The following is a 21,975-nucleotide window of genomic DNA, read 5'->3' as shown; positions in this document are numbered from 1 at the left end:
TGCCTCTCACCTTAATGCGATTAGCCGATGGCGGAACGACAAATTTTGTTAATTTTTATGAGTTCGGGCAACACCTTTATAGCAAACTGGCGTAGAGTCTGAATCCAGGCCCGATATAAAGTGGTAACGAGGCGTTCCAGCGCGGGCCAGGCTCTTACGGTGCGGCAGAATTTCCAGTATAATAGCCGCCTTTTTTCATTCAGTTGTGACATACAGCTAACGCTGCGACTCAGGTCACCTGCACAGCAGGGGACATCCGCCAGCAGCTAAGTTAAGGGATATCTCATGCGTACAGAATATTGTGGACAGCTCCGTTTGTCCCACGTGGGGCAGCAGGTGACTCTGTGTGGTTGGGTCAACCGTCGTCGTGATCTTGGTAGCTTGATCTTTATCGATATGCGCGACCGCGAAGGTATCGTGCAGGTATTTTTCGATCCGGATCGTGCGGACGCGTTAAAGCTGGCCTCTGAACTGCGTAATGAGTTCTGCATTCAGGTCACGGGCACCGTACGTGCGCGTGACGAAAAAAATATCAACCGCGATATGGCGACTGGCGAAATCGAAGTGCTGGCTTCCTCGCTGACCATCATCAACCGCGCAGACGTTCTGCCGCTTGACTCTAACCACGTCAACACCGAAGAAGCGCGTCTGAAGTACCGCTATCTTGACCTGCGTCGCCCGGAAATGGCTCAGCGCCTGAAAACCCGCGCTAAAATCACCAGCCTGGTACGTCGTTTTATGGACGACCATGGCTTCCTTGACATCGAAACTCCGATGCTGACTAAAGCCACGCCGGAAGGCGCGCGTGACTACCTGGTGCCTTCTCGTGTGCACAAAGGTAAATTCTACGCGCTGCCGCAATCCCCGCAGTTGTTCAAACAGCTGCTGATGATGTCCGGTTTTGACCGCTACTATCAGATAGTCAAATGCTTCCGTGACGAAGACCTGCGCGCTGATCGTCAACCTGAATTTACTCAGATCGATGTGGAAACCTCTTTCATGACCGCGCCGCAAGTGCGTGAAGTGATGGAAGCGCTGGTGCGTCATCTGTGGCTGGAAGTGAAGGGCATTGATCTGGGCGATTTCCCGGTAATGACCTTTGCGGAAGCCGAACGCCGTTACGGCTCCGACAAACCGGACCTGCGTAACCCGATGGAACTGACCGACGTTGCCGATCTGCTGAAATCCGTTGAGTTCGCGGTATTTGCGGGTCCGGCGAACGATCCGAAAGGCCGTGTTGCCGCTCTGCGAGTTCCGGGCGGTGCGTCGCTGACCCGTAAGCAGATCGACGAATACGGTAACTTCGTTAAAATCTACGGTGCGAAAGGTCTGGCTTACATCAAAGTTAACGAACGCGCGAAAGGTCTGGAAGGTATCAACAGCCCGGTAGCGAAGTTCCTTAATGCGGAAATCATCGAAGCCATCCTGGATCGTACTGCCGCGCAAGATGGCGATATGATTTTCTTTGGTGCCGACAACAAGAAAATTGTTGCCGACGCGATGGGCGCACTGCGTCTGAAAGTGGGTAAAGACCTTGGTCTGACCGACGAAAGCAAATGGGCGCCGCTGTGGGTTATCGACTTCCCGATGTTTGAAGACGACGGTGAAGGCGGCCTGACGGCAATGCACCATCCGTTCACCGCGCCGAAAGACATGACGGCGGCAGAGCTGAAAGCTGCACCGGAAAATGCGGTGGCGAATGCTTACGATATGGTCATCAATGGTTACGAAGTGGGCGGTGGTTCAGTGCGTATCCATAATGGTGATATGCAGCAGACGGTGTTTGGCATTCTGGGGATCACCGAAGAGGAACAGCGCGAGAAATTCGGCTTCCTGCTCGATGCCCTGAAATACGGTACTCCGCCGCACGCAGGTCTGGCATTCGGTCTTGACCGTCTGACCATGCTGCTGACCGGCACCGACAACATCCGTGACGTTATCGCCTTCCCGAAAACCACGGCGGCAGCGTGTCTGATGACTGAAGCACCGAGCTTTGCTAACCCGACTGCACTGGCTGAGCTGAGCATACAGGTCGTGAAGAAGGCTGAGAATAACTGATATGGCTCAAATACACGAAATCATTCGCGTTGCATCGAGGCGGCAACTGAGTGAACTCCCATGAGCATAGATAACTATGTGAATGGGATGAGCGAAGGCAACCAACGAAGAGGTAGCGTGAAGGATAAAGTGTATAAGCGTCCCGTTTCGATCTTAGTGGTCATCTATGCACTAGATACGAAACGGGTGCTGATGTTGCAGCGGCGTGACGATCCCGATTTCTGGCAGTCGGTAACCGGCAGCGTGGAAGAGGGTGAAACCGCGTCGCAAGCTGCTATGCGCGAAGTAAAGGAAGAGGTCACCATCGATGTTGTCGCTGAACAACTGACCTTAATTGACTGTCAGCGCACGGTAGAGTTTGAAATTTTTTCACATTTACGTCATCGCTATGCGCCAGGCGTGACGCGCAATACGGAATCATGGTTCTGTCTTGCGCTCCCGCACGAGCGCCAGATTGTTTTCACTGAACATCTGGCTTACAAGTGGCTTGATGCGTCTGCTGCGGCGGCGCTCACTAAGTCATGGAGCAACCGGCAGGCGATTGAACAGTTTGTTATTAACGCTGCCTGAACAGGCAGGGCTATCTGGAGATATTTTTATGGCAGGTCATAGTAAATGGGCCAACACCAGACATCGTAAAGCTGCGCAGGATGCTAAGCGCGGTAAAATCTTCACTAAAATCATTCGTGAACTGGTAACCGCGGCTAAGCTGGGCGGTGGAGATCCGGATGCTAACCCGCGTCTGCGTGCAGCCATTGATAAAGCACTGTCTAACAACATGACCCGTGACACCCTGAACCGCGCAATTGCACGTGGTGTGGGCGGTGATGATGATGCGAACATGGAAACCATCATCTACGAAGGTTACGGTCCTGGCGGCACGGCTATCATGATTGAATGTCTGTCTGACAACCGCAACCGTACCGTTGCTGAAGTGCGTCACGCATTTAGCAAATGTGGCGGTAACCTCGGTACTGACGGTTCTGTAGCCTATCTGTTCAGCAAAAAAGGCGTGATCTCCTTCGAGAAAGGCGACGAAGACACCATCATGGAAGCAGCACTGGAAGCAGGTGCTGAAGACGTTGTGACCTATGATGACGGCGCAATCGACGTCTACACTGCATGGGAAGAGATGGGTAAAGTACGCGATGCTCTGGAAGCGGCAGGTCTGAAAGCAGACAGCGCAGAAGTTTCCATGATCCCGTCAACCAAAGCCGATATGGATGCAGAAACTGCACCGAAACTGATGCGTCTGATCGATATGCTGGAAGACTGTGACGACGTGCAGGAAGTTTACCATAACGGTGAGATCTCTGATGAGGTTGCAGCGACCCTCTGATGAGGCCGGCTAAACAACAAAACGGAGACGCGTGATGTCTATTATTCTCGGTATTGACCCGGGTTCGCGCGTTACCGGCTACGGTGTTATCCGTCAGGTGGGCAGGCAACTGTCCTACCTGGGTAGCGGATGCATACGCACCAAAGTGGATGATTTACCGTCTCGTCTGAAACTGATCTATGCGGGCGTGACGGAAATCATCACCCAGTTCCAGCCCGATTATTTCGCAATCGAACAAGTCTTTATGGCGAAGAACGCTGACTCTGCCCTGAAACTGGGGCAGGCACGAGGCGTGGCGATTGTGGCAGCGGTGAATCAGGAATTGCCGGTGTTTGAATATGCTGCGCGTCAGGTGAAGCAAACAGTGGTGGGCATTGGTAGCGCCGAAAAAAGCCAGGTGCAGCATATGGTGCGTACCTTGCTGAAATTACCTGCTAATCCACAGGCGGATGCCGCCGATGCGCTGGCGATTGCCATCACCCACTGCCATGTCAGCCAGAATGCGATGCAGATGAGCGAATCGCGGCTGAACCTGGCGAGAGGGCGACTGCGTTAAGTTATACCGCCTCGGTCAGTTCAGGCTGAGGCGTTTCTACTCCCTCCGCATGAATCAACATTAGACTCGGATGATGCCACAAACTCGCTGGCGTAACCGTTTTACGATCCCACGGAATTGCACCTAAGAACCAGAATTTCCAGAAAGTGAGTTTTGCATTCGGATTGCTATTTAACAGTTCTCCAAACGTCTCTATTTCGCCCACCGGAATACATAGCGCCTCTTTATAAATATCAAAGACAAATTTTGAACAGAACTGGCGTGAAGATTCGTATTTAAAACCGGTGTGGTAGAGCTTACGTAGCCGGGAGGGAACCTGTTCAACAATTCGTTGTTTTTGTTGTTCTGTTAGCCCTGCGTCTAATCGCTTTATAGCATAGCGTTGATTAGAAGAACGTTTAATAAAACGGGATAGAGTAGTGATGGTTGAGAGGGGAACACGGCTTTCTGCAACCAGGAAGTCTTCACCGTTATGACCGATAATGATCCCGACGTGATTACTCCAGCAATTTGATGCTGCTGATATTTGACCAAATAAGGCAGCACCTATACATGTAAAGACGATATCACCAATTTCATATTCAGCAGGGTAATTAATATTCACGTTGTCATTCCATTGAAATAAATATGAATACACGTAATAACATAAAAAAGTTTATTTTTCAGGAGTCGAAATGTATATTTTTTTACGCATTAACTCACTGAATATGTAATATTCAAATATTTGCTTCCAATATAACTTGTAGAATAAATTATACTGTGCCATTTTTCAGAACATCGGGACGCCTCGCAAGTTTTCTTCATCCTTCGCTGGATATCTATCCAGCATTTTTTTATCATACAGCATTATCTTTGATTCGTTACGCAGGAGCGTCATGTGATAGGCAGACTCAGAGGCATCATCATTGAAAAACAACCCCCGCTGGTGTTAATCGAAGTGGGCGGCGTAGGCTATGAAGTGCATATGCCGATGACCTGTTTTTATGAACTCCCTGAAGCGGGACAGGAAGCGATCGTTTTCACCCACTTTGTGGTGCGTGAAGACGCGCAGCTGCTGTACGGCTTTAACAATAAGCAAGAGCGCACGTTGTTTAAAGAGTTAATCAAAACCAACGGAGTCGGCCCGAAGTTGGCGCTGGCGATCCTCTCCGGAATGTCAGCGCAGCAGTTCGTTAATGCCGTTGAACGTGAAGAAGTGGGAGCACTGGTGAAACTGCCGGGCATTGGTAAAAAAACCGCCGAGCGTTTAATTGTCGAAATGAAAGACCGATTTAAAGGTTTGCACGGCGATCTCTTTACGCCAGCCGCCGATCTGGTGCTCACGTCGCCTGCCAGCCCGGCAACCGATGATGCTGAACAGGAAGCGGTTGCTGCGCTGGTGGCGCTGGGCTATAAACCACAAGAAGCCAGCCGCATGGTGAGCAAAATCGCTCGCCCTGACGCCAGCAGTGAAACATTAATTCGCGAAGCCCTACGCGCCGCGTTATGAGGTAAAGGATGATTGAAGCAGACCGTCTGATTTCTGCCGGTACGACTTTGCCGGAAGATGTAGCAGATCGCGCCATTCGCCCCAAATTACTGGAAGAGTATGTTGGTCAGCCGCAGGTTCGTTCACAGATGGAGATTTTCATCAAAGCAGCGAAACTGCGCGGCGACGCCCTCGATCATCTGTTGATTTTTGGCCCTCCGGGTTTAGGTAAAACCACGCTTGCTAATATTGTCGCCAATGAAATGGGCGTTAATTTACGCACGACTTCCGGTCCGGTGCTGGAAAAGGCCGGCGATCTGGCAGCAATGCTCACTAACCTTGAACCACATGACGTGCTGTTTATCGATGAAATTCACCGTCTTTCACCAGTGGTGGAAGAGGTGTTGTATCCGGCAATGGAAGACTACCAGCTGGATATTATGATCGGTGAAGGTCCGGCGGCGCGTTCAATTAAAATCGATCTGCCGCCGTTCACCCTTATTGGCGCGACCACGCGTGCTGGCTCACTGACGTCACCACTGCGTGATCGTTTCGGTATTGTGCAGCGTCTGGAGTTTTATCAAGTGCCTGATCTGCAATATATTGTCAGTCGTAGCGCGCGCTTTATGGGCCTCGAAATGAGTGACGATGGCGCGCTGGAAGTTGCTCGTCGTGCTCGCGGTACGCCACGCATTGCCAACCGTCTGCTGCGTCGAGTGCGTGATTTCGCCGAAGTGAAGCACGATGGCACCATCTCAGCAGATATTGCTGCTCAGGCGCTGGATATGCTGAATGTCGATGCTGAAGGTTTTGATTATATGGACCGCAAATTGTTGCTGGCGGTAATCGATAAATTCTTTGGTGGGCCGGTAGGTCTGGATAACCTGGCGGCGGCTATTGGCGAAGAACGTGAAACCATTGAGGATGTGCTGGAGCCTTATTTGATTCAGCAAGGCTTTTTGCAGCGTACACCGCGCGGGCGTATGGCGACAGTGCGGGCGTGGAACCACTTCGGCATCACACCGCCAGAAATGCCGTAGGTCGGTTCGGTCGCTCGTGCCGCATCCGACATTGGTAGTGTGCCTGATGCGACGTTGTTCGCGTCTTATCAGGCCTACCCGGTATAGCGAACCGTAGGTCGGATAAGGTGCTCGCGTCGCATCCGACACTGGCAATGTGCCTGATGCGACGTCGTTCGCGTCTTATCAGGCCTACCCGGTATAGTGAACCGTAGTTCAGATAAGGCGCTCGCGCCGCATCCGACACTGGCAGTGTGCCTGATGCGACGTTGTTCGCGTCTTATCAGGCCTATCCGGTATAGCGAACCGTAGGTCGGATAAGGCGCTCGCACCGCATCCGACAATTGTGTTTAGGTACAAATTAGCTGGCCTGTTTTTTCATCATACTCAAAATAAACAACAGCGCAGCGCACAGCACCACTGACGGACCCGCAGGCGTATCGTAAAACGCTGAAAAAGTTAAACCACCGGTTACAGCAATCATCCCCACCAAAACGGCGACACCTGCCATCTGTTCCGGCGTACGGGCGAAACGACGTGCGGTAGCAGCCGGAATGATCAGCAGCGAGGTAATAATCAACGCCCCGACAAATTTCATTGCCACACCAATCGTCAATGCTGTTACCAGCATCAACAGCAATTTCACTCGCTGTAATTTCACACCATCGACAAATGCCAGATCCGGGCTAATGGTCATCGACAGTAAATTACGCCATTGCCAGAACAGAATTGCCACCACAATGACCACGCCAATGGCGATGGAGATGAGATCTTCCGGCGTCACTGCCAGCAAATCACCGAACAGGTATGCCATCAAGTCAACGCGAATGTTAGACATCAGACTGACAACGACCAGGCCCAGCGACAAGGCACTGTGCGCCATAATTCCCAATAACGTGTCGATCGCCAGCTGTGGACGCTTCTCCAGCCATACCAGACCGCCCGCCAGCAGCAGCGTAACGGCAATCACTGCATAGAAGGGATTCACGTCCAGCAACAGACCAAACGCCACTCCAAGTAAAGACGCATGGGCCAGCGTATCGCCGAAATAAGACATACGACGCCAGACAACAAAAGAACCCAAAGGACCTGCGGCACAGGCCAGCATAATCCCGGCTAACCAACCGGGAAATAATAATTCAATCATGAGCGATCACTTCCCCGACGCAGAACAATTCGCCCCTGTAAATCGTGGCGGTGATTATGATGATGGCGATAAATACCCAGCTGTTCAGCTCCGCGAGGCCCGAACATCGAAATAAATTCCGGATGCAGGGAAACGACTTCTGGTGTGCCAGAACAACAGATGTGATGGTTAAGGCAAAGTACTTCATCGGTTTTTGCCATTACCAGATGCAGATCGTGAGACACCATTAAAACGCCACAGTCCAGTTCGCGACGTAACTGGTCAATAAGGTCATATAACGCCACTTGACCATTCACATCCACGCCCTGGGTGGGTTCGTCCAGAACTAATAACTGGGGTTGATTTAACAATGCGCGCGCTAGTAGTACACGCTGCGTTTCACCGCCAGAGAGCTTTTGCATTGGCGCGTCAATAAGATGCCCAGCTTGAACGCGTTTTAGTGCAGGCAGAATATCTTCCTTATGTGTTCTGGGGCGTAAGCGTAAAAAACGGTTTACGGTCAGTGGCAACGTGGTGTCGAGATAAAGCTTCTGCGGCACATAACCAATGCGCAGTTTTCCGTGGCGCTTGATAACTCCTTCATCTGGTGTTACCAGCCCGAGTACAACCCGAACCAATGTCGACTTACCTGCGCCGTTCGGCCCAAGTAAGGTCAAAATTTTACCAGGCTTGAGTTCCAGCGACACATCAGAGAGGACGCGGCGTTGGCCAAATGAAACCGAGACATTTTCCAGGGAAACCAGACTTGTCATGTTAATTTTAGTCTTGCAGTAGTCATGAAATGTTATAATATCACACTTCTTATATTCATTACGATGATTGGTCGCATTATGTTACATAAAAAAACGCTTCTTTTCGCAGCATTATCTGCTGCTCTCTGGGGCAGTGCAACTCAGGTAGCAGAAGCTGCCGTTGTCGCTTCGCTTAAACCTGTTGGATTCATTGCTTCCGCTATTGCTGATGGAGTAACAGAGACGGAGGTGTTACTTCCTGATGGGGCCTCTGAACATGATTATTCACTGCGTCCATCTGATGTAAAACGCTTACAGAACGCGGACTTAGTTGTCTGGGTTGGACCGGAAATGGAAGCGTTTATGCAAAAGCCCGTGAGTAAATTACCCGAGGCGAAGCAGGTAACCATTGCGCAGCTTGAGAGTGTAAAACCGCTGCTGATGAAAAGCATTCACGACGCTGATGATGATCATGACCACGCGGAAAAAAGTGACGAAGATCACCATCACGGCGATTTCAACATGCACGTTTGGCTTTCCCCAGAGATAGCGCGGGCTACAGCGGTTGCAATCCATGGAAAATTAGTGGAACTTATGCCGCAAAGTCGAGCCAAACTTGACGCCAACCTGATGGAATTTGAGGCACAATTAGCTTCAAGTAGGAAACAGGTTGGTAACGAGCTCGCGCCGCTCAAGGGAAAAGGTTATTTCGTTTTTCATGATGCTTACGGCTACTTCGAAAAACAATTCGGACTGACACCGCTTGGTCACTTTACCGTAAACCCTGAGATTCAACCTGGCGCGCAGCGTTTACATCAAATAAGAACACAGTTGGTTGAGCAAAAAGCAACCTGCGTTTTTGCTGAGCCACAGTTCAGGCCTGCGGTCGTTGAAAGCGTCGCACGAGGGACATCCGTTCGTATGGGAACGTTGGATCCCCTTGGGACGAATATCAAACTGGGCAAAACAAGCTATTCAGAATTCCTGAATCAATTAGCTAACCAGTACGCGAGCTGCCTGAAAGGAGATTAATGAGGAAGTGATTACGTGCAACAGATAGCCCGCTCTGTCGCCCTGGCGTTTAATAATTTACCGCGACCACACCGCGTTATGTTGGGGTCGCTTACCGTTCTTACTCTGGCCGTCGCTGTCTGGCGGCCTTATGTTTACCACCGAGACGCCTCGCCTATTGTCAAAACCATTGAGCTTGAACAGAACGAAATTCGTTCTCTCTTACCTGAGGCCAGTGAGCCGATTGATCAAGCCGCGCAAGAAGATGAAGCCATTCCCCAGGACGAACTCGACGACAAAATCGCTGGTGAAGCCGGCGTTCATGAATATGTCGTTTCTACGGGCGACACGTTAAGTAGCATCCTTAATCAATATGGTATTGAGATGGGTGATATCACCCAACTTGCTGCTGCTGATAAAGATCTGCGTAACCTGAAAATTGGTCAACAACTCTCCTGGACATTAACCGCTGATGGCGAGTTACAGCGTCTGACCTGGGAAGTGTCTCGCCGCGAAACCCGTACCTATGACCGCACCGCCGCTAATGGTTTTAAAATGACCAGCGAAATGCAGCAAGGGGAGTGGGTTAACAATCTGTTGAAAGGAACCGTTGGGACAAGTTTTGTTGCCAGCGCCAAAAATGCAGGTTTAACCAGTGCTGAAGTGAGCGCGGTGATTAAAGCGATGCAGTGGCAGATGGACTTCCGTAAAGTGAAAAAAGGTGACGAATTTGCGGTATTAATGTCACGTGAGATGCTTGATGGCAAACGTGAACAAAGCCAACTGCTGGGCGTGCGTTTGCGTTCAGAAGGCAAAGATTACTATGCTATTCGCGCTGAAGATGGCAAATTCTACGACCGCAACGGCACGGGCCTGGCGAAAGGGTTCTTACGATTCCCGACGGCAAAACAGTTCCGCATTTCGTCTAACTTTAACCCGCGTCGTCTGAACCCGGTAACCGCTCGCGTTGCGCCGCACAGAGGCGTTGATTTTGCGATGCCGCAGGGTACGCCGGTGCTTTCGGTGGGAGACGGTGAAGTGGTAGTTGCTAAACGCAGTGGCGCAGCGGGTTATTATGTCGCGATTCGTCATGGTCGCAGCTACACCACGCGTTATATGCACCTGCGTAAGATTCTGGTTAAACCGGGGCAGAAAGTGAAGCGTGGCGATCGTATCGCGCTTTCCGGTAATACCGGGCGTTCAACTGGGCCACATCTGCATTATGAGGTATGGATTAACCAGCAGGCGGTGAACCCGTTGACAGCGAAACTGCCGCGTACTGAAGGGCTGACCGGTTCAGATCGTACCGATTTCCTGGCGAAGGCCAAGGAGATTGTACCGCAGCTACAGTTTGATTAATTAATACCCATTGGCAGCCGGTACGCAGTCAGTGCCGGCTTTTTTATTTGGTGCGGGGCAAGTTGCGCCGTTACACTACCACCAGATTGATTATTGCCTTATCCGAAACTGGAAAAGCATGGAAACGAAAAAAAATAATAGCGAATATATTCCTGAGTTTGATAAATCCTTTCGTCACCCTCGTTACTGGGGAGCCTGGTTGGGCGTGGCGGCAATGGCCGGTATTGCCTTAACACCAGCGAAATTCCGTGATCCCATTCTTGCGCGGTTGGGGCGTTTTGCCGGAAGACTGGGTAAAAGCTCACGTCGTCGGGCGTTGATCAATCTTTCTCTCTGTTTTCCAGAACGTAGCGAAGCCGAACGCGAAGCGATTGTGGATGAGATGTTTGCCACCGCGCCGCAAGCGATGGCAATGATGGCTGAACTGGCGATACGTGGGCCGGAGAAAATCCAGCCTCGCGTCGACTGGCAGGGGCTGGAGATCATCGAAGAGATGCGGCGTAACAACGAGAAAGTGATCTTTCTGGTACCGCACGGCTGGGCAGTTGATATCCCCGCTATGCTGATGGCCTCACAAGGACAGAAAATGGCAGCGATGTTCCATAATCAGGGCAACCCGGTTTTTGATTATGTCTGGAACACGGTGCGTCGTCGTTTTGGCGGTCGTCTGCACGCGAGAAATGATGGTATTAAACCTTTCATCCAGTCGGTTCGTCAGGGCTACTGGGGCTATTATTTACCGGATCAGGATCATGGACCTGAACACAGCGAATTTGTTGATTTCTTCGCAACGTATAAAGCAACGCTGCCAGCAATTGGTCGCCTGATGAAAGTATGTCGCGCGCGTGTCGTTCCGCTGTTCCCAATCTATGATGGCAAGACCCATCGTCTGACGATTCAGGTTCGTCCACCGATGGATGACCTGTTAGAGGCGGATGACGCTACCATTGCGCGGCGTATGAATGAAGAAGTCGAGATTTTTGTTGGTCCGCGACCAGAGCAGTACACCTGGATTTTAAAATTGCTGAAAACGCGCAAACCGGGCGAAATCCAGCCATATAAGCGTAAAGATCTTTATCCCATCAAATAAAAAAAGCCTCTCGTGAGGAGAGGCTTTCGCCTGATGATAAGTTCAAGTTTGCTTCAGAAGATTAGAAATCTGTTGAATTATCATTGAACTGTAGGCCGGATGAGGCGTTTTCGCCACATCCGGCAACGTACTTACTCTACCGTTAAAATACGCGTGGTATTAGTCGAACCCACGGTACTCATCACGTCGCCCTGGGTGACAATCACCAGATCCCCAGACATCAGGTAGCCTTTATCGCGCAGCAGATTTACTGCTTCGCTGGCAGCAACCACGCCTTCATTTGCACTGTCAAAATAGACCGGCGTAACACCACGATAAAGCGCAGTCAGGTTCAGAGTGCGTTCATGACGAGACATGGCGAAAATCGGCAGGCCGGAGCTGATACGAGAAGTCATCAGCGCGGTACGACCGGATTCGGTCATGGTGATGATCGCGGTAACGCCTTTCAGGTGGTTAGCTGCGTACATTGCGGACATCGCGATAGCTTCTTCCACATTGTCGAACTGAACGTCCAGGCGGTGTTTAGACACATTGATGCTCGGGATTTTTTCGGCACCCAGGCAAACACGCGCCATTGCAGCAACGGTTTCAGATGGATACTGACCAGCGGCGGTTTCCGCAGACAACATTACGGCGTCAGTACCATCCAGAACGGCGTTCGCCACGTCCATGACTTCTGCACGCGTCGGCATTGGGTTGGTAATCATCGATTCCATCATCTGGGTAGCAGTAATGACTGCGCGGTTCAGCTGACGCGCGCGACGAATCAGCGCTTTCTGAATCCCAACCAGTTCCGGATCGCCAATCTCTACGCCAAGGTCGCCACGTGCGACCATCACCACGTCAGAAGCGAGGATAATGTCGTCCATTGCATCCTGGCTGCAAACGGCTTCTGCACGTTCAACTTTGGCGACAATTTTCGCATCACAACCTGCATCGCGCGCCAGACGACGAGCATAATTCAGATCTTCGCCGCAGCGTGGGAAAGAGACAGCCAAATAATCTACGCCAATCGATGCCGCAGTTTTAATGTCTGCTTTGTCTTTCTCTGTCAGCGCTTCAGCAGACAGACCACCACCGAGTTTGTTGATACCTTTATTATTGGAAAGAGGGCCGCCGACGGTCACTTCGGTGAACACTTTCATGCCCTGAACTTCCAGTACTTTTAACTGTACGCGACCGTCGTCCAGCAGCAGAATGTCGCCAGGCACGACGTCTGCAGGCAGACCTTTATAGTCGATACCGACTTTTTCTTTATCGCCTTCACCTTTGCCCAGGTTGGCATCCAGCAGGAATTTATCCCCAATATTGAGGAAAACCTTACCTTCTTTAAAAGTTGATACGCGAATCTTTGGCCCCTGAAGGTCACCGAGAATAGCCACATGACGCCCCAGTTTTGCGGCAATTTCACGAACTTTATCCGCGCGCATTTTATGGTCTTCAGGCGAGCCATGAGAAAAGTTCATTCGTACGACGTTTGCACCCGCTGCGATGACCTTTTCAAGGTTATTATCGCGATCGGTAGCCGGGCCTAACGTGGTAACGATTTTGGTTCTGCGAAGCCTTCTGGACATGTAATACTCCGTTGACTGAAACAACCAGGTGTTGCTTGAACATGAATTCGCATAAACTAAAACCATTATGGTTGTAATTTAAACACATGCGAATGTCGTATAAGGATAGAACAGTGATAATCGATTTAGCGATCGTCACTCAATTTAAGTAACTGCTTATCAAAGCGCGATTCCTTGAGCGCTTCCTTGACCCGCTTCAAGTTATCTCTGAATTTTGTGCCGCGTCGCAAAGTAAATCCTGTTGCCAGCACATCTATCACGGTCAACTGCGCAAGTCGAGACACCATGGGCATATAAATGTCAGTATCTTCAGGTACGTCGAGGGTAATTGCCAGCGTTGCTTCCCGGGCCAGTGGCGTACCGGCGGAGGTGAGGGCAATTACCATCGCGTCGTTTTCCCGTGCTAACTGCGCCAGTTCAACCAGATTTTTGGTTCTTCCGGTGTGAGAAATCAGCACAACCACGTCTCCGTCGCTACAATTCATACAACTCATGCGTTGCAACACAATATCGTCGGAGTAAACCACTGGAACATTAAAGCGAAAAAACTTATTCATCGCATCGTGGGCGACGGCGGCAGAAGAGCCCAGACCGAAAAAGGCGATTTTTTTGGCCTGAGTCAGGAGATCGACGGCACGGTTGACGGCAGATTTGTCCAGCGAGTGACGGACGTGATCGAGCGTGGCCATTGCCGACTCAAATATTTTCCCCGTGTATGATTCAACGCTGTCATCTTCATTAACGTTGCGATTAACATAGGGCGTGCCATTTGCCAGGCTTTGTGCCAGATGGAGTTTAAAATCAGGAAAACCGCGGGTGTCCATGCTGCGACAGAAACGATTCACCGTTGGTTCGCTAACATTGGCCTCAAGCGCCAGAGCAGCAATACTCGAATGGATCGCGTTGTCAGGCGAAGCAAGAATGACCTCGGCGACTTTTCGTTCTGATTTGCTCAAATGTTCCAGTTGAGACTGGATTTTTTCCAGCATATTCATGATGTAAAGAGACTCACGGTAATGCCGATTTCCACACTGAAAGAAATCGAAATGCAGTTTGGTCTGATATTACGCCTGTGTGTCGTATTAATGACAAAAGCGGATAAAAAAGTTGTCATTTTTTTTCATAACATGATCAGTGTCAGATTTTTACCCAATGGAAAACGATGATTTTTTTATCAGTTTTGCCGCACTTTGCGCGCTTTTGCCGTAATCGCACGGGTGGATAAGCGTTTACAGTTTTCGCAAGCTCGTAAAAGCAGTACAGTGCACCGTAAGAAAATTACAAGTATACCCAGGCTTAAGTACCGGGTTAGTTAACTTAAGGAGAATGACATGGCGGTAACGCAAACAGCCCAGGCTTGTGACCTGGTCATTTTCGGCGCGAAAGGCGACCTTGCGCGTCGTAAATTGCTGCCTTCCCTGTATCAACTGGAAAAAGCCGGTCAGCTCAACCCGGATACCCGTATCATCGGCGTAGGGCGTGCTGACTGGGATAAAGCGGCATATACCAAAGTCGTCCGTGAAGCGCTGGAAACCTTCATGAAAGAAACTATTGATGAAGGTTTATGGGACACCCTGAGTGCACGTCTGGATTTTTGTAATCTCGATGTCAATGACACAGCTGCATTCAGCCGTCTTGGTGCGATGTTGGATCAAAAAAATCGTATCACCATTAACTACTTTGCCATGCCGCCAGGCACTTTTGGCGCAATCTGCAAAGGGCTTGGTGAGGCGAAACTGAACGGCAAACCGGCGCGCGTGGTGATGGAAAAACCGCTGGGTACGTCGCTGGCGACCTCGCAGGAAATCAACGATCAGGTCGGTGAATATTTCGAGGAGTGCCAGGTATACCGTATCGACCATTACCTTGGTAAAGAAACGGTGCTGAACCTGTTGGCGCTGCGTTTTGCTAACTCCCTGTTTGTGAACAACTGGGACAACCGCACTATTGATCATGTTGAGATTACCGTGGCAGAAGAAGTGGGGATCGAAGGGCGCTGGGGCTATTTTGATAAAGCCGGTCAGATGCGCGACATGATCCAGAACCACCTGCTACAAATTCTCTGCATGATTGCGATGTCTCCGCCGTCTGATCTGAGCGCAGACAGCATCCGCGATGAAAAAGTGAAAGTACTGAAGTCTCTGCGCCGCATTGACCGCTCAAACGTACGCGAAAAAACCGTACGCGGGCAATACACTGCGGGCTTCGCCCAGGGCAAAAAAGTTCCGGGCTACCTGGAAGAAGAGGGCGCGAACAAAAGCAGTAACACGGAAACCTTCGTAGCTATCCGTGTCGATATCGACAACTGGCGCTGGGCTGGCGTACCGTTCTACCTGCGTACCGGTAAACGTTTGCCGACCAAATGCTCTGAAGTGGTGGTCTATTTCAAAACGCCAGAGCTCAATCTGTTTAAAGAGTCGTGGCAGGACCTGCCGCAGAACAAACTGACTATCCGTCTGCAACCTGATGAAGGCGTGGATATTCAAGTGTTGAACAAGGTCCCGGGTCTTGATCACAAACATAACCTGCAAATCACCAAGCTGGATCTGAGCTATTCAGAAACCTTTAATCAGACGCATCTGGCAGATGCCTATGAACGTCTGCTGCTGGAGACCATGCGCGGTATTCAGGCGCTGTTTGTACGTCGTGATGAAGTGGAAGAAGCCTGGAAATGGGTGGACTCCATTACTGAAGCATGGGCGATGGACAACGATGCACCGAAACCGTATCAGGCCGGAACCTGGGGACCGGTTGCTTCGGTGGCGATGATTACCCGTGATGGCCGTTCCTGGAATGAATTTGAGTAATATCTGCACTCATCCTTTATGGTTATTTTACCGGTAACATGATCTTGCACAGATTGTAGAACAATTTTTACACTTTCAGGCCTCGTGCGGATTCACCCACGAGGCTTTTTTTATTACACTGACTGAAACGTTTTTGCCCTATGAGCTCCGGTTACAGGCGTTTCATTCATAACTTCCATGTATGAAACGCGTTGTGAATCATCCTGCTCTGACAACTCAATTTCAGGAGCCTTTATGAATCCACAATTGTTACGCGTAACAAATCGAATCATTGAACGTTCGCGCGAGACTCGCTCTGCTTACCTCGCCCGGATCGAACAAGCGAAAACTTCGACCGTTCATCGTTCGCAGTTGGCATGCGGTAACCTGGCTCACGGTTTCGCCGCTTGCCAGCCAGAAGACAAAGCCTCCCTGAAAAGCATGTTGCGTAACAATATCGCTATCATCACCTCCTACAACGACATGCTCTCCGCCCACCAGCCTTATGAACATTATCCTGAGATAATTCGTAAAGCACTGCATGAAGCTAATGCGGTTGGGCAGGTTGCGGGTGGTGTTCCGGCGATGTGTGATGGTGTCACCCAGGGGCAGGATGGTATGGAACTGTCGCTGTTAAGCCGCGAAGTCATTGCGATGTCTGCGGCTGTGGGGCTGTCCCATAACATGTTTGATGGCGCGCTGTTCCTCGGCGTGTGCGACAAGATTGTCCCAGGGCTGACGATGGCAGCGCTGTCGTTCGGTCATCTGCCTGCGGTATTTGTGCCTTCAGGTCCGATGGCAAGCGGGTTGCCAAATAAAGAAAAAGTGCGTATTCGCCAGCTTTATGCCGAAGGGAAGGTGGATCGAATGGCACTGCTGGAGTCAGAGGCTGCGTCTTATCATGCCCCTGGTACATGTACTTTCTACGGTACTGCCAACACCAACCAGATGGTGGTGGAGTTTATGGGGATGCAGTTGCCGGGCTCTTCTTTTGTTCATCCAGACTCCCCGTTACGTGATGCATTAACCGCAGCCGCTGCGCGCCAGGTTACACGCATGACTGGCAACGGTAATGAATGGATGCCGATCGGTAAGATGATCGACGAGAAAGTGGTGGTGAACGGTATTGTTGCGCTGCTGGCGACCGGTGGCTCCACTAACCACACGATGCACCTGGTGGCGATGGCGCGTGCGGCCGGCATTCAGATCAACTGGGATGACTTCTCTGACCTTTCTGATGTCGTACCTCTGATGGCGCGTTTGTATCCAAACGGTCCGGCCGATATTAACCACTTCCAGGCGGCGGGTGGTGTACCGGTTCTGGTGCGTGAGCTGCTCAAGGCGGGCCTGTTGCATGAAGATGTCAATACGGTGGCGGGCTTTGGTCTTTCGCGCTATACCCTCGAACCATGGCTGAATAACGGCGAGCTGGACTGGCGCGAAGGTGCAGACAAATCGCTCGACAGCAATGTGATTGCTTCCTTTGAACAACCTTTCTCGCATCATGGCGGGACAAAAGTGTTAAGCGGCAACCTGGGCCGTGCCGTCATGAAAACCTCTGCAGTGCCGGTTGAAAACCAGGTGATTGAAGCGCCTGCTGTTGTTTTTGAGAGCCAGCATGACGTTATGCCTGCTTTTGAAGCGGGTATGCTGGACCGTGATTGTGTGGTTGTTGTCCGCCATCAGGGGCCAAAAGCGAACGGAATGCCAGAATTACATAAACTCATGCCGCCACTTGGTGTATTATTGGACCGGCGTTTCAAAATTGCGTTAGTTACCGATGGACGACTCTCTGGTGCTTCAGGTAAAGTGCCGTCAGCTATCCACGTAACACCAGAAGCCTATGATGGTGGGCTGCTGGCAAAAGTGCGCGATGGGGACATCATTCGTGTGAATGGACAGACAGGCGAACTGACGCTGCTGGTAGACGAAGCTGAACTGGCTGCTCGCGAACCGCACATTCCTGACCTGAGCGCGTCACGCGTGGGAACAGGACGTGAATTATTCAGCGCCTTGCGCGAAAAACTGTCCGGTGCCGAACAGGGCGCAACCTGTATCACTTTTTAAGACGACAAAATTTGTAATCAGGCGAGAGAAAACTCTGATGAAAAACTGGAAAACAAGTGCAGAATCAATCCTGACCACCGGCCCGGTTGTACCGGTTATCGTGGTAAATAAACTGGAACACGCGGTGCCAATGGCAAAAGCGTTGGTTGCTGGTGGGGTGCGCGTTCTGGAAGTGACTCTGCGTACGGCGTGTGCAGTTGATGCTATCCGCGCTATCGCCAAAGAAGTGCCGGAAGCGATTGTGGGTGCCGGTACGGTGCTGAATCCGCAGCAACTGGCAGAAGTGACTGAAGCGGGAGCACAGTTCGCAATCAGCCCAGGTCTGACTGAACCACTGCTGAAAGCGGCGACAGAAGGAACTATTCCTCTGATTCCAGGTATCAGCACTGTTTCTGAACTGATGCTGGGTATGGACTACGGCCTGAAAGAGTTCAAATTCTTCCCGGCAGAAGCTAATGGCGGCGTGAAAGCACTGCAGGCAATTGCGGGTCCGTTCTCCCAGGTTCGTTTCTGCCCGACAGGCGGTATTTCTCCGGCTAACTACCGTGATTACCTGGCGCTGAAAAGCGTACTGTGCATTGGTGGTTCCTGGCTGGTTCCGGCAGATGCGCTGGAAGCGGGCGATTACGACCGCATTACTAAGCTGGCGCGTGAAGCAGTAGAAGGCGCGAAGCTGTAACAGTCAAAATGCCCGATCGTGGATCGGGCATTTTTGTCGCGTTTTTGCCAGATTTAACCTTGTACTTTTACCTGTGCTGCGGCGTGCTTCGCGCGTTCAATCGCTTCATCAACACTTTCTGCTGTAGCCAGCGCAACCCCAAGACGACGGCTACCATCAATTTCCGGCTTACCAAATAAACGAATCTGCAAACCTGCGCCAACGGCATTCTGCACGTTATCAAACGTGACATTCTGGCTGGTCAGTTGCGGCAGGATAACGGCTGAAGCGGCAGGACCATACTGGCGAATCCCGCCCACCGGCAGTCCCAGGAAAGCACGCACATGCAGGGCAAACTCAGAAAGATCCTGAGAAATTAACGTCACCATCCCGGTGTCATGCGGGCGAGGGGAGACTTCACTAAAAATCACCTCATCTCCACAGACAAACAACTCGACACCAAACAGCCCATAACCACCCAGTGCAAGCACCACCTTGCGGGCAATCTCCTGCGCACGTTCGAGGGCCAGTGGACTCATTTGCTGCGGTTGCCAGGATTCACGATAGTCACCGTCTTCCTGGCGATGACCTACAGGCGCACAGAAATGAACACCATCTACCGCGCTGACGGTCAGCAGGGTAATTTCGAAATCAAACTTAACGACGCCTTCAACAATCACGCGACCCGCTCCGGCGCGACCACCTTGCTGGGCGTACTCCCATGCCTGAGTCAGTTGTTCGGCAGAGCGAATAAACGTCTGCCCCTTGCCGGAAGAGCTCATCACCGGTTTAACAATGCAGGGGTAGCCAATGGCGGCGACCGCCTCGCGGAAAAGGTCTTCGCTATCAGCAAAACGATAAGTTGAAGTGGGAAGCTGAAGCTCTTCCGCAGCCAGACGACGAATACCTTCGCGGTTCATCGTCAATTGTGTTGCACGCGCGCAGGGGACAACATTTAGCCCTTCCTCTTCAAGCTGGATCAGCATATCGGTAGCAATAGCTTCGATCTCCGGCACGATATAATGTGGTTTTTCCAGTTCAACAACACGGCGCAATGCGTCGCCATCCAGCATATTAATGACATGGGCGCGATGAGCGACATGCATGGCTGGCGCGTCGGCATAGCGATCGACCGCAATCACCTCTACGCCGAGGCGTTGGCATTCGATAGCCACTTCTTTACCCAGTTCACCGGAGCCCAATAACATCACGCGAGTTGCTGCCGGACGCAGCGCAGTGCCTAATAACGTCATAACGAATATCCCCTGATTAATTCCGCGTGAAGTATAAACGAAAACGTTTGCGCGTGTCTTTATTGCTTGATTGCTTGCGTTGATTTCTCGACTGAAAAGAAATACACTGTATAAAATTACAGTTATGGTGAGAGGCTGCAAATGGCGGTTGAAATTAAATACGTGGTCATTCGTGAGGGCGAAGAGAAGATGTCGTTTACCAGCAAAAAGGAAGCCGATGCTTATGACAAAATGCTCGATACAGCGGATCTACTCGACACATGGTTGGCGAATTCTCCGGTGACAATGGAAGACGAGCAGCGTGAGGCGCTTTCTTTGTGGTTGGCGGAACAGAAAGATGTGCTTAGTACCATTCTGAAAACCGGTAAATTACCTTCTCCTCAGGTGGTCGATACTGACACGGATGGGGAAGGTGAAACCCACGCCGCCTGAAGCAACTTGCGCTCCTGATAATTTGTACCATGCTTTCTCCTGAATCATTGTGCTATGGAGAAAAACATGAAAAAAAGAGGAGCGTTGTTGGGGCTGTTGTTGGTTTCCGCCTGTGCATCAGTTTTCGCTGCCAATAACGAAACCAGCAAGTCGGTAACTTTCCCTAAATGTGAAGGTTTGGATGCAGCAGGAATTGCTGCGAGTGTAAAACGTGATTATCAGCAAAACCGCGTGGCGCGTTGGGCCGACGATCAAAAAATCGTCGGTCAGGCCGATCCGGTGGCGTGGGTTAGTTTGCAGGACATTCAGGGGAAAGATGATAAATGGTCGGTACCGCTGACCGTGCGTGGTAAAAGTGCCGATATTCATTATCTGGTTAATGTGGATTGTAAAGCGGGAATGGCGGAATATCAGCGGCGCTAATGGCTTCTGGTAATTCGATTGACCGTTGGCGGATGCGGCGCGAGCGCCTTGTCCACCCAACAACGTACCAGCCCCCACAGGCCTGATAAGAATCGCCAGGTTCGCATCAGGCAATTACAATCAAATCTACAAGCCTCAAATTAATCACATCATCCAGCACCTTACCTGACGTGAATTTCCTGTGAGAACTGCCTCCCGTCCCGCTTATTTGCGCATCTTTTGTCTCTATATACACTTTCTGACATCCTCATTCGCTATGCTATTGCCATTAAAATGGTGAATTGAGGAGCAAAAATGGCTAACTGGTTAAATCAACTGCAATCCCTTCTTGGGCAAAGCAGTTCTTCCTCTTCGTCTACAGATCAGGGATTGGGCAAACTTTTAGTACCTGGCGCATTAGGCGGGTTGGCAGGACTGCTGGTTGCGAATAAGTCAGCACGTAAACTATTAACGAAATACGGTACAAACGCGTTGCTGGTTGGCGGCGGAGCGGTCGCCGGTACAGTACTGTGGAACAAATACAAAGATAAAATTCGTGCGGCGCATCAGAACGAACCGCAATTCGGCACCCAAAGTACGCCGCTGGATGAACGTACAGAACGTTTAATCCTCGCCCTGGTTTTTGCTGCCAAAAGCGATGGTCATATCGACAGTAAAGAACGCGCGGCTATCGACCAGCAATTGCGTGAAGCTGGTGTTGAAGAGCAGGGGCGTGTATTTATCGAACAGGCAATCGAGCAACCATTGGATCCGCAGCGCCTGGCCCAGGGGATTCGCAACGAAGAAGAGGCACTGGAGATCTATTTCCTGAGCTGTGCGGCTATTGATATTGACCATTTTATGGAGCGCAGTTACCTGAATGCACTGGGGGATGCGCTGAAAATTCCCCAGGAAGTCCGTGAAGGAATTGAACGCGATCTCGAACAGCAAAAACGCACTTTGTCTGAATAATATCTCACTCCGTATAGCCTGATATGCCTGTTTATCGGGCTATACAAAACCGC

At 50.9% G+C, this 21,975-nt stretch carries 21 protein-coding genes; 15 read left to right on the top strand and 6 right to left on the bottom strand.

Translation table 11 applies throughout. The features are described from left to right. The first annotated feature begins 285 nt into the window (after positions 1-285). From aspS to ruvC, 4 genes are all read left to right on the top strand, one after another. On the top strand, positions 286-2,058 hold the full coding sequence (gene aspS, locus FEM44_RS24235; RefSeq protein WP_130208496.1) for an aspartate--tRNA ligase: 1,773 nt from the start codon (positions 286-288) through the stop codon (positions 2,056-2,058). Positions 2,059-2,175: 117 nt separating this feature from the next. Further along, positions 2,176-2,628, top strand: a complete 453-nt coding sequence (gene nudB, locus FEM44_RS24230; protein WP_135522201.1) for a dihydroneopterin triphosphate diphosphatase — start codon at positions 2,176-2,178, stop codon at positions 2,626-2,628. A gap of 28 nt (positions 2,629-2,656) precedes the next feature. Further along, positions 2,657-3,397, top strand: a complete 741-nt coding sequence (locus FEM44_RS24225; RefSeq protein WP_000907234.1) for a YebC/PmpR family DNA-binding transcriptional regulator — start codon at positions 2,657-2,659, stop codon at positions 3,395-3,397. Between the two features lie 34 nt (positions 3,398-3,431). Beyond that, positions 3,432-3,953, top strand: coding sequence for a crossover junction endodeoxyribonuclease RuvC (gene ruvC / locus FEM44_RS24220; RefSeq protein WP_010350951.1), 522 nt, complete (start codon positions 3,432-3,434; stop codon positions 3,951-3,953). Between the two features lies 1 nt (position 3,954). Here ruvC and FEM44_RS24215 read toward each other — a convergent pair whose 3' ends face one another. Next, on the bottom strand, positions 3,955-4,557 hold the full coding sequence (locus tag FEM44_RS24215) for a YebB family permuted papain-like enzyme (protein ID WP_135522176.1): 603 nt from the start codon (positions 4,555-4,557) through the stop codon (positions 3,955-3,957). Between the two features lie 273 nt (positions 4,558-4,830). On the opposite strand from FEM44_RS24215, the gene ruvA reads away from it, so the two are divergent. Beyond that, the gene (gene ruvA, locus FEM44_RS24210; RefSeq protein WP_000580323.1) at positions 4,831-5,442 is read left to right on the top strand and encodes a Holliday junction branch migration protein RuvA; all 612 of its coding nucleotides are present in this window, start codon (positions 4,831-4,833) and stop codon (positions 5,440-5,442) included. Positions 5,443-5,450: 8 nt separating this feature from the next. Next, on the top strand, positions 5,451-6,461 hold the full coding sequence (ruvB, locus tag FEM44_RS24205; protein WP_000568522.1) for a Holliday junction branch migration DNA helicase RuvB: 1,011 nt from the start codon (positions 5,451-5,453) through the stop codon (positions 6,459-6,461). Positions 6,462-6,801: 340 nt separating this feature from the next. Here ruvB and znuB read toward each other — a convergent pair whose 3' ends face one another. Beyond that, the gene (znuB, locus tag FEM44_RS24200; RefSeq protein WP_130208494.1) at positions 6,802-7,587 is read right to left on the bottom strand and encodes a zinc ABC transporter permease subunit ZnuB; all 786 of its coding nucleotides are present in this window, start codon (positions 7,585-7,587) and stop codon (positions 6,802-6,804) included. Next, positions 7,584-8,339, bottom strand: coding sequence for a zinc ABC transporter ATP-binding protein ZnuC (znuC, locus tag FEM44_RS24195; RefSeq protein ID WP_130208493.1), 756 nt, complete (start codon positions 8,337-8,339; stop codon positions 7,584-7,586). Before znuC ends, znuB begins: the two co-directional genes overlap by 4 nt. A 78-nt stretch (positions 8,340-8,417) precedes the next feature. Between znuC and znuA the strand changes: the two genes are divergently transcribed. The 3 genes from znuA to lpxM all read left to right on the top strand — a co-directional run bounded on the left by znuA (position 8,418) and on the right by lpxM (position 11,778). Further along, positions 8,418-9,350, top strand: coding sequence for a zinc ABC transporter substrate-binding protein ZnuA (gene znuA, locus FEM44_RS24190; RefSeq protein ID WP_074399578.1), 933 nt, complete (start codon positions 8,418-8,420; stop codon positions 9,348-9,350). 15 nt (positions 9,351-9,365) lie between these two features. Beyond that, positions 9,366-10,688 carry a murein DD-endopeptidase MepM gene (gene mepM, locus FEM44_RS24185; protein ID WP_135522177.1) on the top strand — a complete coding sequence of 441 codons (1,323 nt, stop codon included), beginning with the start codon at positions 9,366-9,368 and terminating at the stop codon, positions 10,686-10,688. A 118-nt stretch (positions 10,689-10,806) separates the two neighbouring features. Further along, positions 10,807-11,778, top strand: a complete 972-nt coding sequence (lpxM, locus tag FEM44_RS24180) for a lauroyl-Kdo(2)-lipid IV(A) myristoyltransferase (RefSeq protein WP_130208491.1) — start codon at positions 10,807-10,809, stop codon at positions 11,776-11,778. Positions 11,779-11,909: 131 nt separating this feature from the next. On the opposite strand, the gene pyk is transcribed toward lpxM, so the two are convergent. Both pyk and hexR read right to left on the bottom strand, forming a co-directional pair. Next, positions 11,910-13,352, bottom strand: coding sequence for a pyruvate kinase (pyk, locus tag FEM44_RS24175; protein ID WP_135522178.1), 1,443 nt, complete (start codon positions 13,350-13,352; stop codon positions 11,910-11,912). Positions 13,353-13,477: 125 nt separating this feature from the next. Next, the gene (gene hexR / locus FEM44_RS24170) at positions 13,478-14,347 is read right to left on the bottom strand and encodes a DNA-binding transcriptional regulator HexR (RefSeq protein WP_105289041.1); all 870 of its coding nucleotides are present in this window, start codon (positions 14,345-14,347) and stop codon (positions 13,478-13,480) included. 336 nt (positions 14,348-14,683) lie between these two features. On the opposite strand from hexR, the gene zwf reads away from it, so the two are divergent. The 3 genes from zwf (at position 14,684) to kdgA (ending at position 18,884) form a co-directional block, all read left to right on the top strand. Beyond that, entirely contained in the window at positions 14,684-16,159 is a 1,476-nt protein-coding gene (zwf, locus tag FEM44_RS24165; RefSeq protein ID WP_130208489.1) for a glucose-6-phosphate dehydrogenase, read from the top strand. A gap of 234 nt (positions 16,160-16,393) precedes the next feature. Then, complete coding sequence (gene edd / locus FEM44_RS24160) at positions 16,394-18,205, top strand: phosphogluconate dehydratase (RefSeq protein ID WP_130208487.1); 1,812 nt, start codon at positions 16,394-16,396, stop codon at positions 18,203-18,205. A 37-nt stretch (positions 18,206-18,242) separates the two neighbouring features. Next, complete coding sequence (kdgA, locus tag FEM44_RS24155; protein WP_064529269.1) at positions 18,243-18,884, top strand: bifunctional 4-hydroxy-2-oxoglutarate aldolase/2-dehydro-3-deoxy-phosphogluconate aldolase; 642 nt, start codon at positions 18,243-18,245, stop codon at positions 18,882-18,884. Positions 18,885-18,937: 53 nt separating this feature from the next. On the opposite strand, the gene purT is transcribed toward kdgA, so the two are convergent. Continuing rightward, a complete protein-coding gene (purT, locus tag FEM44_RS24150) occupies positions 18,938-20,116 on the bottom strand; it encodes a formate-dependent phosphoribosylglycinamide formyltransferase (protein ID WP_135522180.1) in 1,179 nt (392 codons plus the stop codon). A 141-nt stretch (positions 20,117-20,257) separates the two neighbouring features. On the opposite strand from purT, the gene yebG reads away from it, so the two are divergent. The 3 genes from yebG to FEM44_RS24135 all read left to right on the top strand — a co-directional run bounded on the left by yebG (position 20,258) and on the right by FEM44_RS24135 (position 21,922). Next, entirely contained in the window at positions 20,258-20,548 is a 291-nt protein-coding gene (gene yebG, locus FEM44_RS24145; protein ID WP_130208483.1) for a DNA damage-inducible protein YebG, read from the top strand. Positions 20,549-20,614: 66 nt separating this feature from the next. Next, complete coding sequence (gene yebF / locus FEM44_RS24140) at positions 20,615-20,971, top strand: protein YebF (protein WP_130223535.1); 357 nt, start codon at positions 20,615-20,617, stop codon at positions 20,969-20,971. Between the two features lie 294 nt (positions 20,972-21,265). Next, positions 21,266-21,922 (top strand): tellurite resistance TerB family protein, encoded by a 657-nt coding sequence (locus tag FEM44_RS24135; protein WP_135522181.1) that lies wholly within the window; start codon positions 21,266-21,268, stop codon positions 21,920-21,922. Positions 21,923-21,975 lie beyond the last annotated feature (53 nt).

Source organism: Escherichia sp. E4742, from assembly GCF_005843885.1.
Taxonomy (GTDB): domain Bacteria; phylum Pseudomonadota; class Gammaproteobacteria; order Enterobacterales; family Enterobacteriaceae; genus Escherichia.
Note: the sequence above shows the minus strand (reverse complement) of the source record. Positions and strands in the feature narration are given on the sequence as shown.

What these genes read in the sequence shown, in the direction of transcription:
- purT (WP_135522180.1), bottom strand. Translation starts at nt 20,116, where the DNA reads ATGACGTTATTAGGCACTGCGCTGCGTCCGGCAGCAACTCGCGTGATG.
- yebG (WP_130208483.1), top strand. Translation starts at nt 20,258, where the DNA reads ATGGCGGTTGAAATTAAATACGTGGTCATTCGTGAGGGCGAAGAGAAG.
- yebF (WP_130223535.1), top strand. Translation starts at nt 20,615, where the DNA reads ATGAAAAAAAGAGGAGCGTTGTTGGGGCTGTTGTTGGTTTCCGCCTGT.
- pyk (WP_135522178.1), bottom strand. Translation starts at nt 13,352, where the DNA reads ATGTCCAGAAGGCTTCGCAGAACCAAAATCGTTACCACGTTAGGCCCG.
- zwf (WP_130208489.1), top strand. Translation starts at nt 14,684, where the DNA reads ATGGCGGTAACGCAAACAGCCCAGGCTTGTGACCTGGTCATTTTCGGC.
- znuC (WP_130208493.1), bottom strand. Translation starts at nt 8,339, where the DNA reads ATGACAAGTCTGGTTTCCCTGGAAAATGTCTCGGTTTCATTTGGCCAA.
- hexR (WP_105289041.1), bottom strand. Translation starts at nt 14,347, where the DNA reads ATGAATATGCTGGAAAAAATCCAGTCTCAACTGGAACATTTGAGCAAA.
- lpxM (WP_130208491.1), top strand. Translation starts at nt 10,807, where the DNA reads ATGGAAACGAAAAAAAATAATAGCGAATATATTCCTGAGTTTGATAAA.
- znuB (WP_130208494.1), bottom strand. Translation starts at nt 7,587, where the DNA reads ATGATTGAATTATTATTTCCCGGTTGGTTAGCCGGGATTATGCTGGCC.
- ruvC (WP_010350951.1), top strand. Translation starts at nt 3,432, where the DNA reads ATGTCTATTATTCTCGGTATTGACCCGGGTTCGCGCGTTACCGGCTAC.
- FEM44_RS24225 (WP_000907234.1), top strand. Translation starts at nt 2,657, where the DNA reads ATGGCAGGTCATAGTAAATGGGCCAACACCAGACATCGTAAAGCTGCG.
- ruvB (WP_000568522.1), top strand. Translation starts at nt 5,451, where the DNA reads ATGATTGAAGCAGACCGTCTGATTTCTGCCGGTACGACTTTGCCGGAA.
- FEM44_RS24135 (WP_135522181.1), top strand. Translation starts at nt 21,266, where the DNA reads ATGGCTAACTGGTTAAATCAACTGCAATCCCTTCTTGGGCAAAGCAGT.
- aspS (WP_130208496.1), top strand. Translation starts at nt 286, where the DNA reads ATGCGTACAGAATATTGTGGACAGCTCCGTTTGTCCCACGTGGGGCAG.
- edd (WP_130208487.1), top strand. Translation starts at nt 16,394, where the DNA reads ATGAATCCACAATTGTTACGCGTAACAAATCGAATCATTGAACGTTCG.
- znuA (WP_074399578.1), top strand. Translation starts at nt 8,418, where the DNA reads ATGTTACATAAAAAAACGCTTCTTTTCGCAGCATTATCTGCTGCTCTC.
- kdgA (WP_064529269.1), top strand. Translation starts at nt 18,243, where the DNA reads ATGAAAAACTGGAAAACAAGTGCAGAATCAATCCTGACCACCGGCCCG.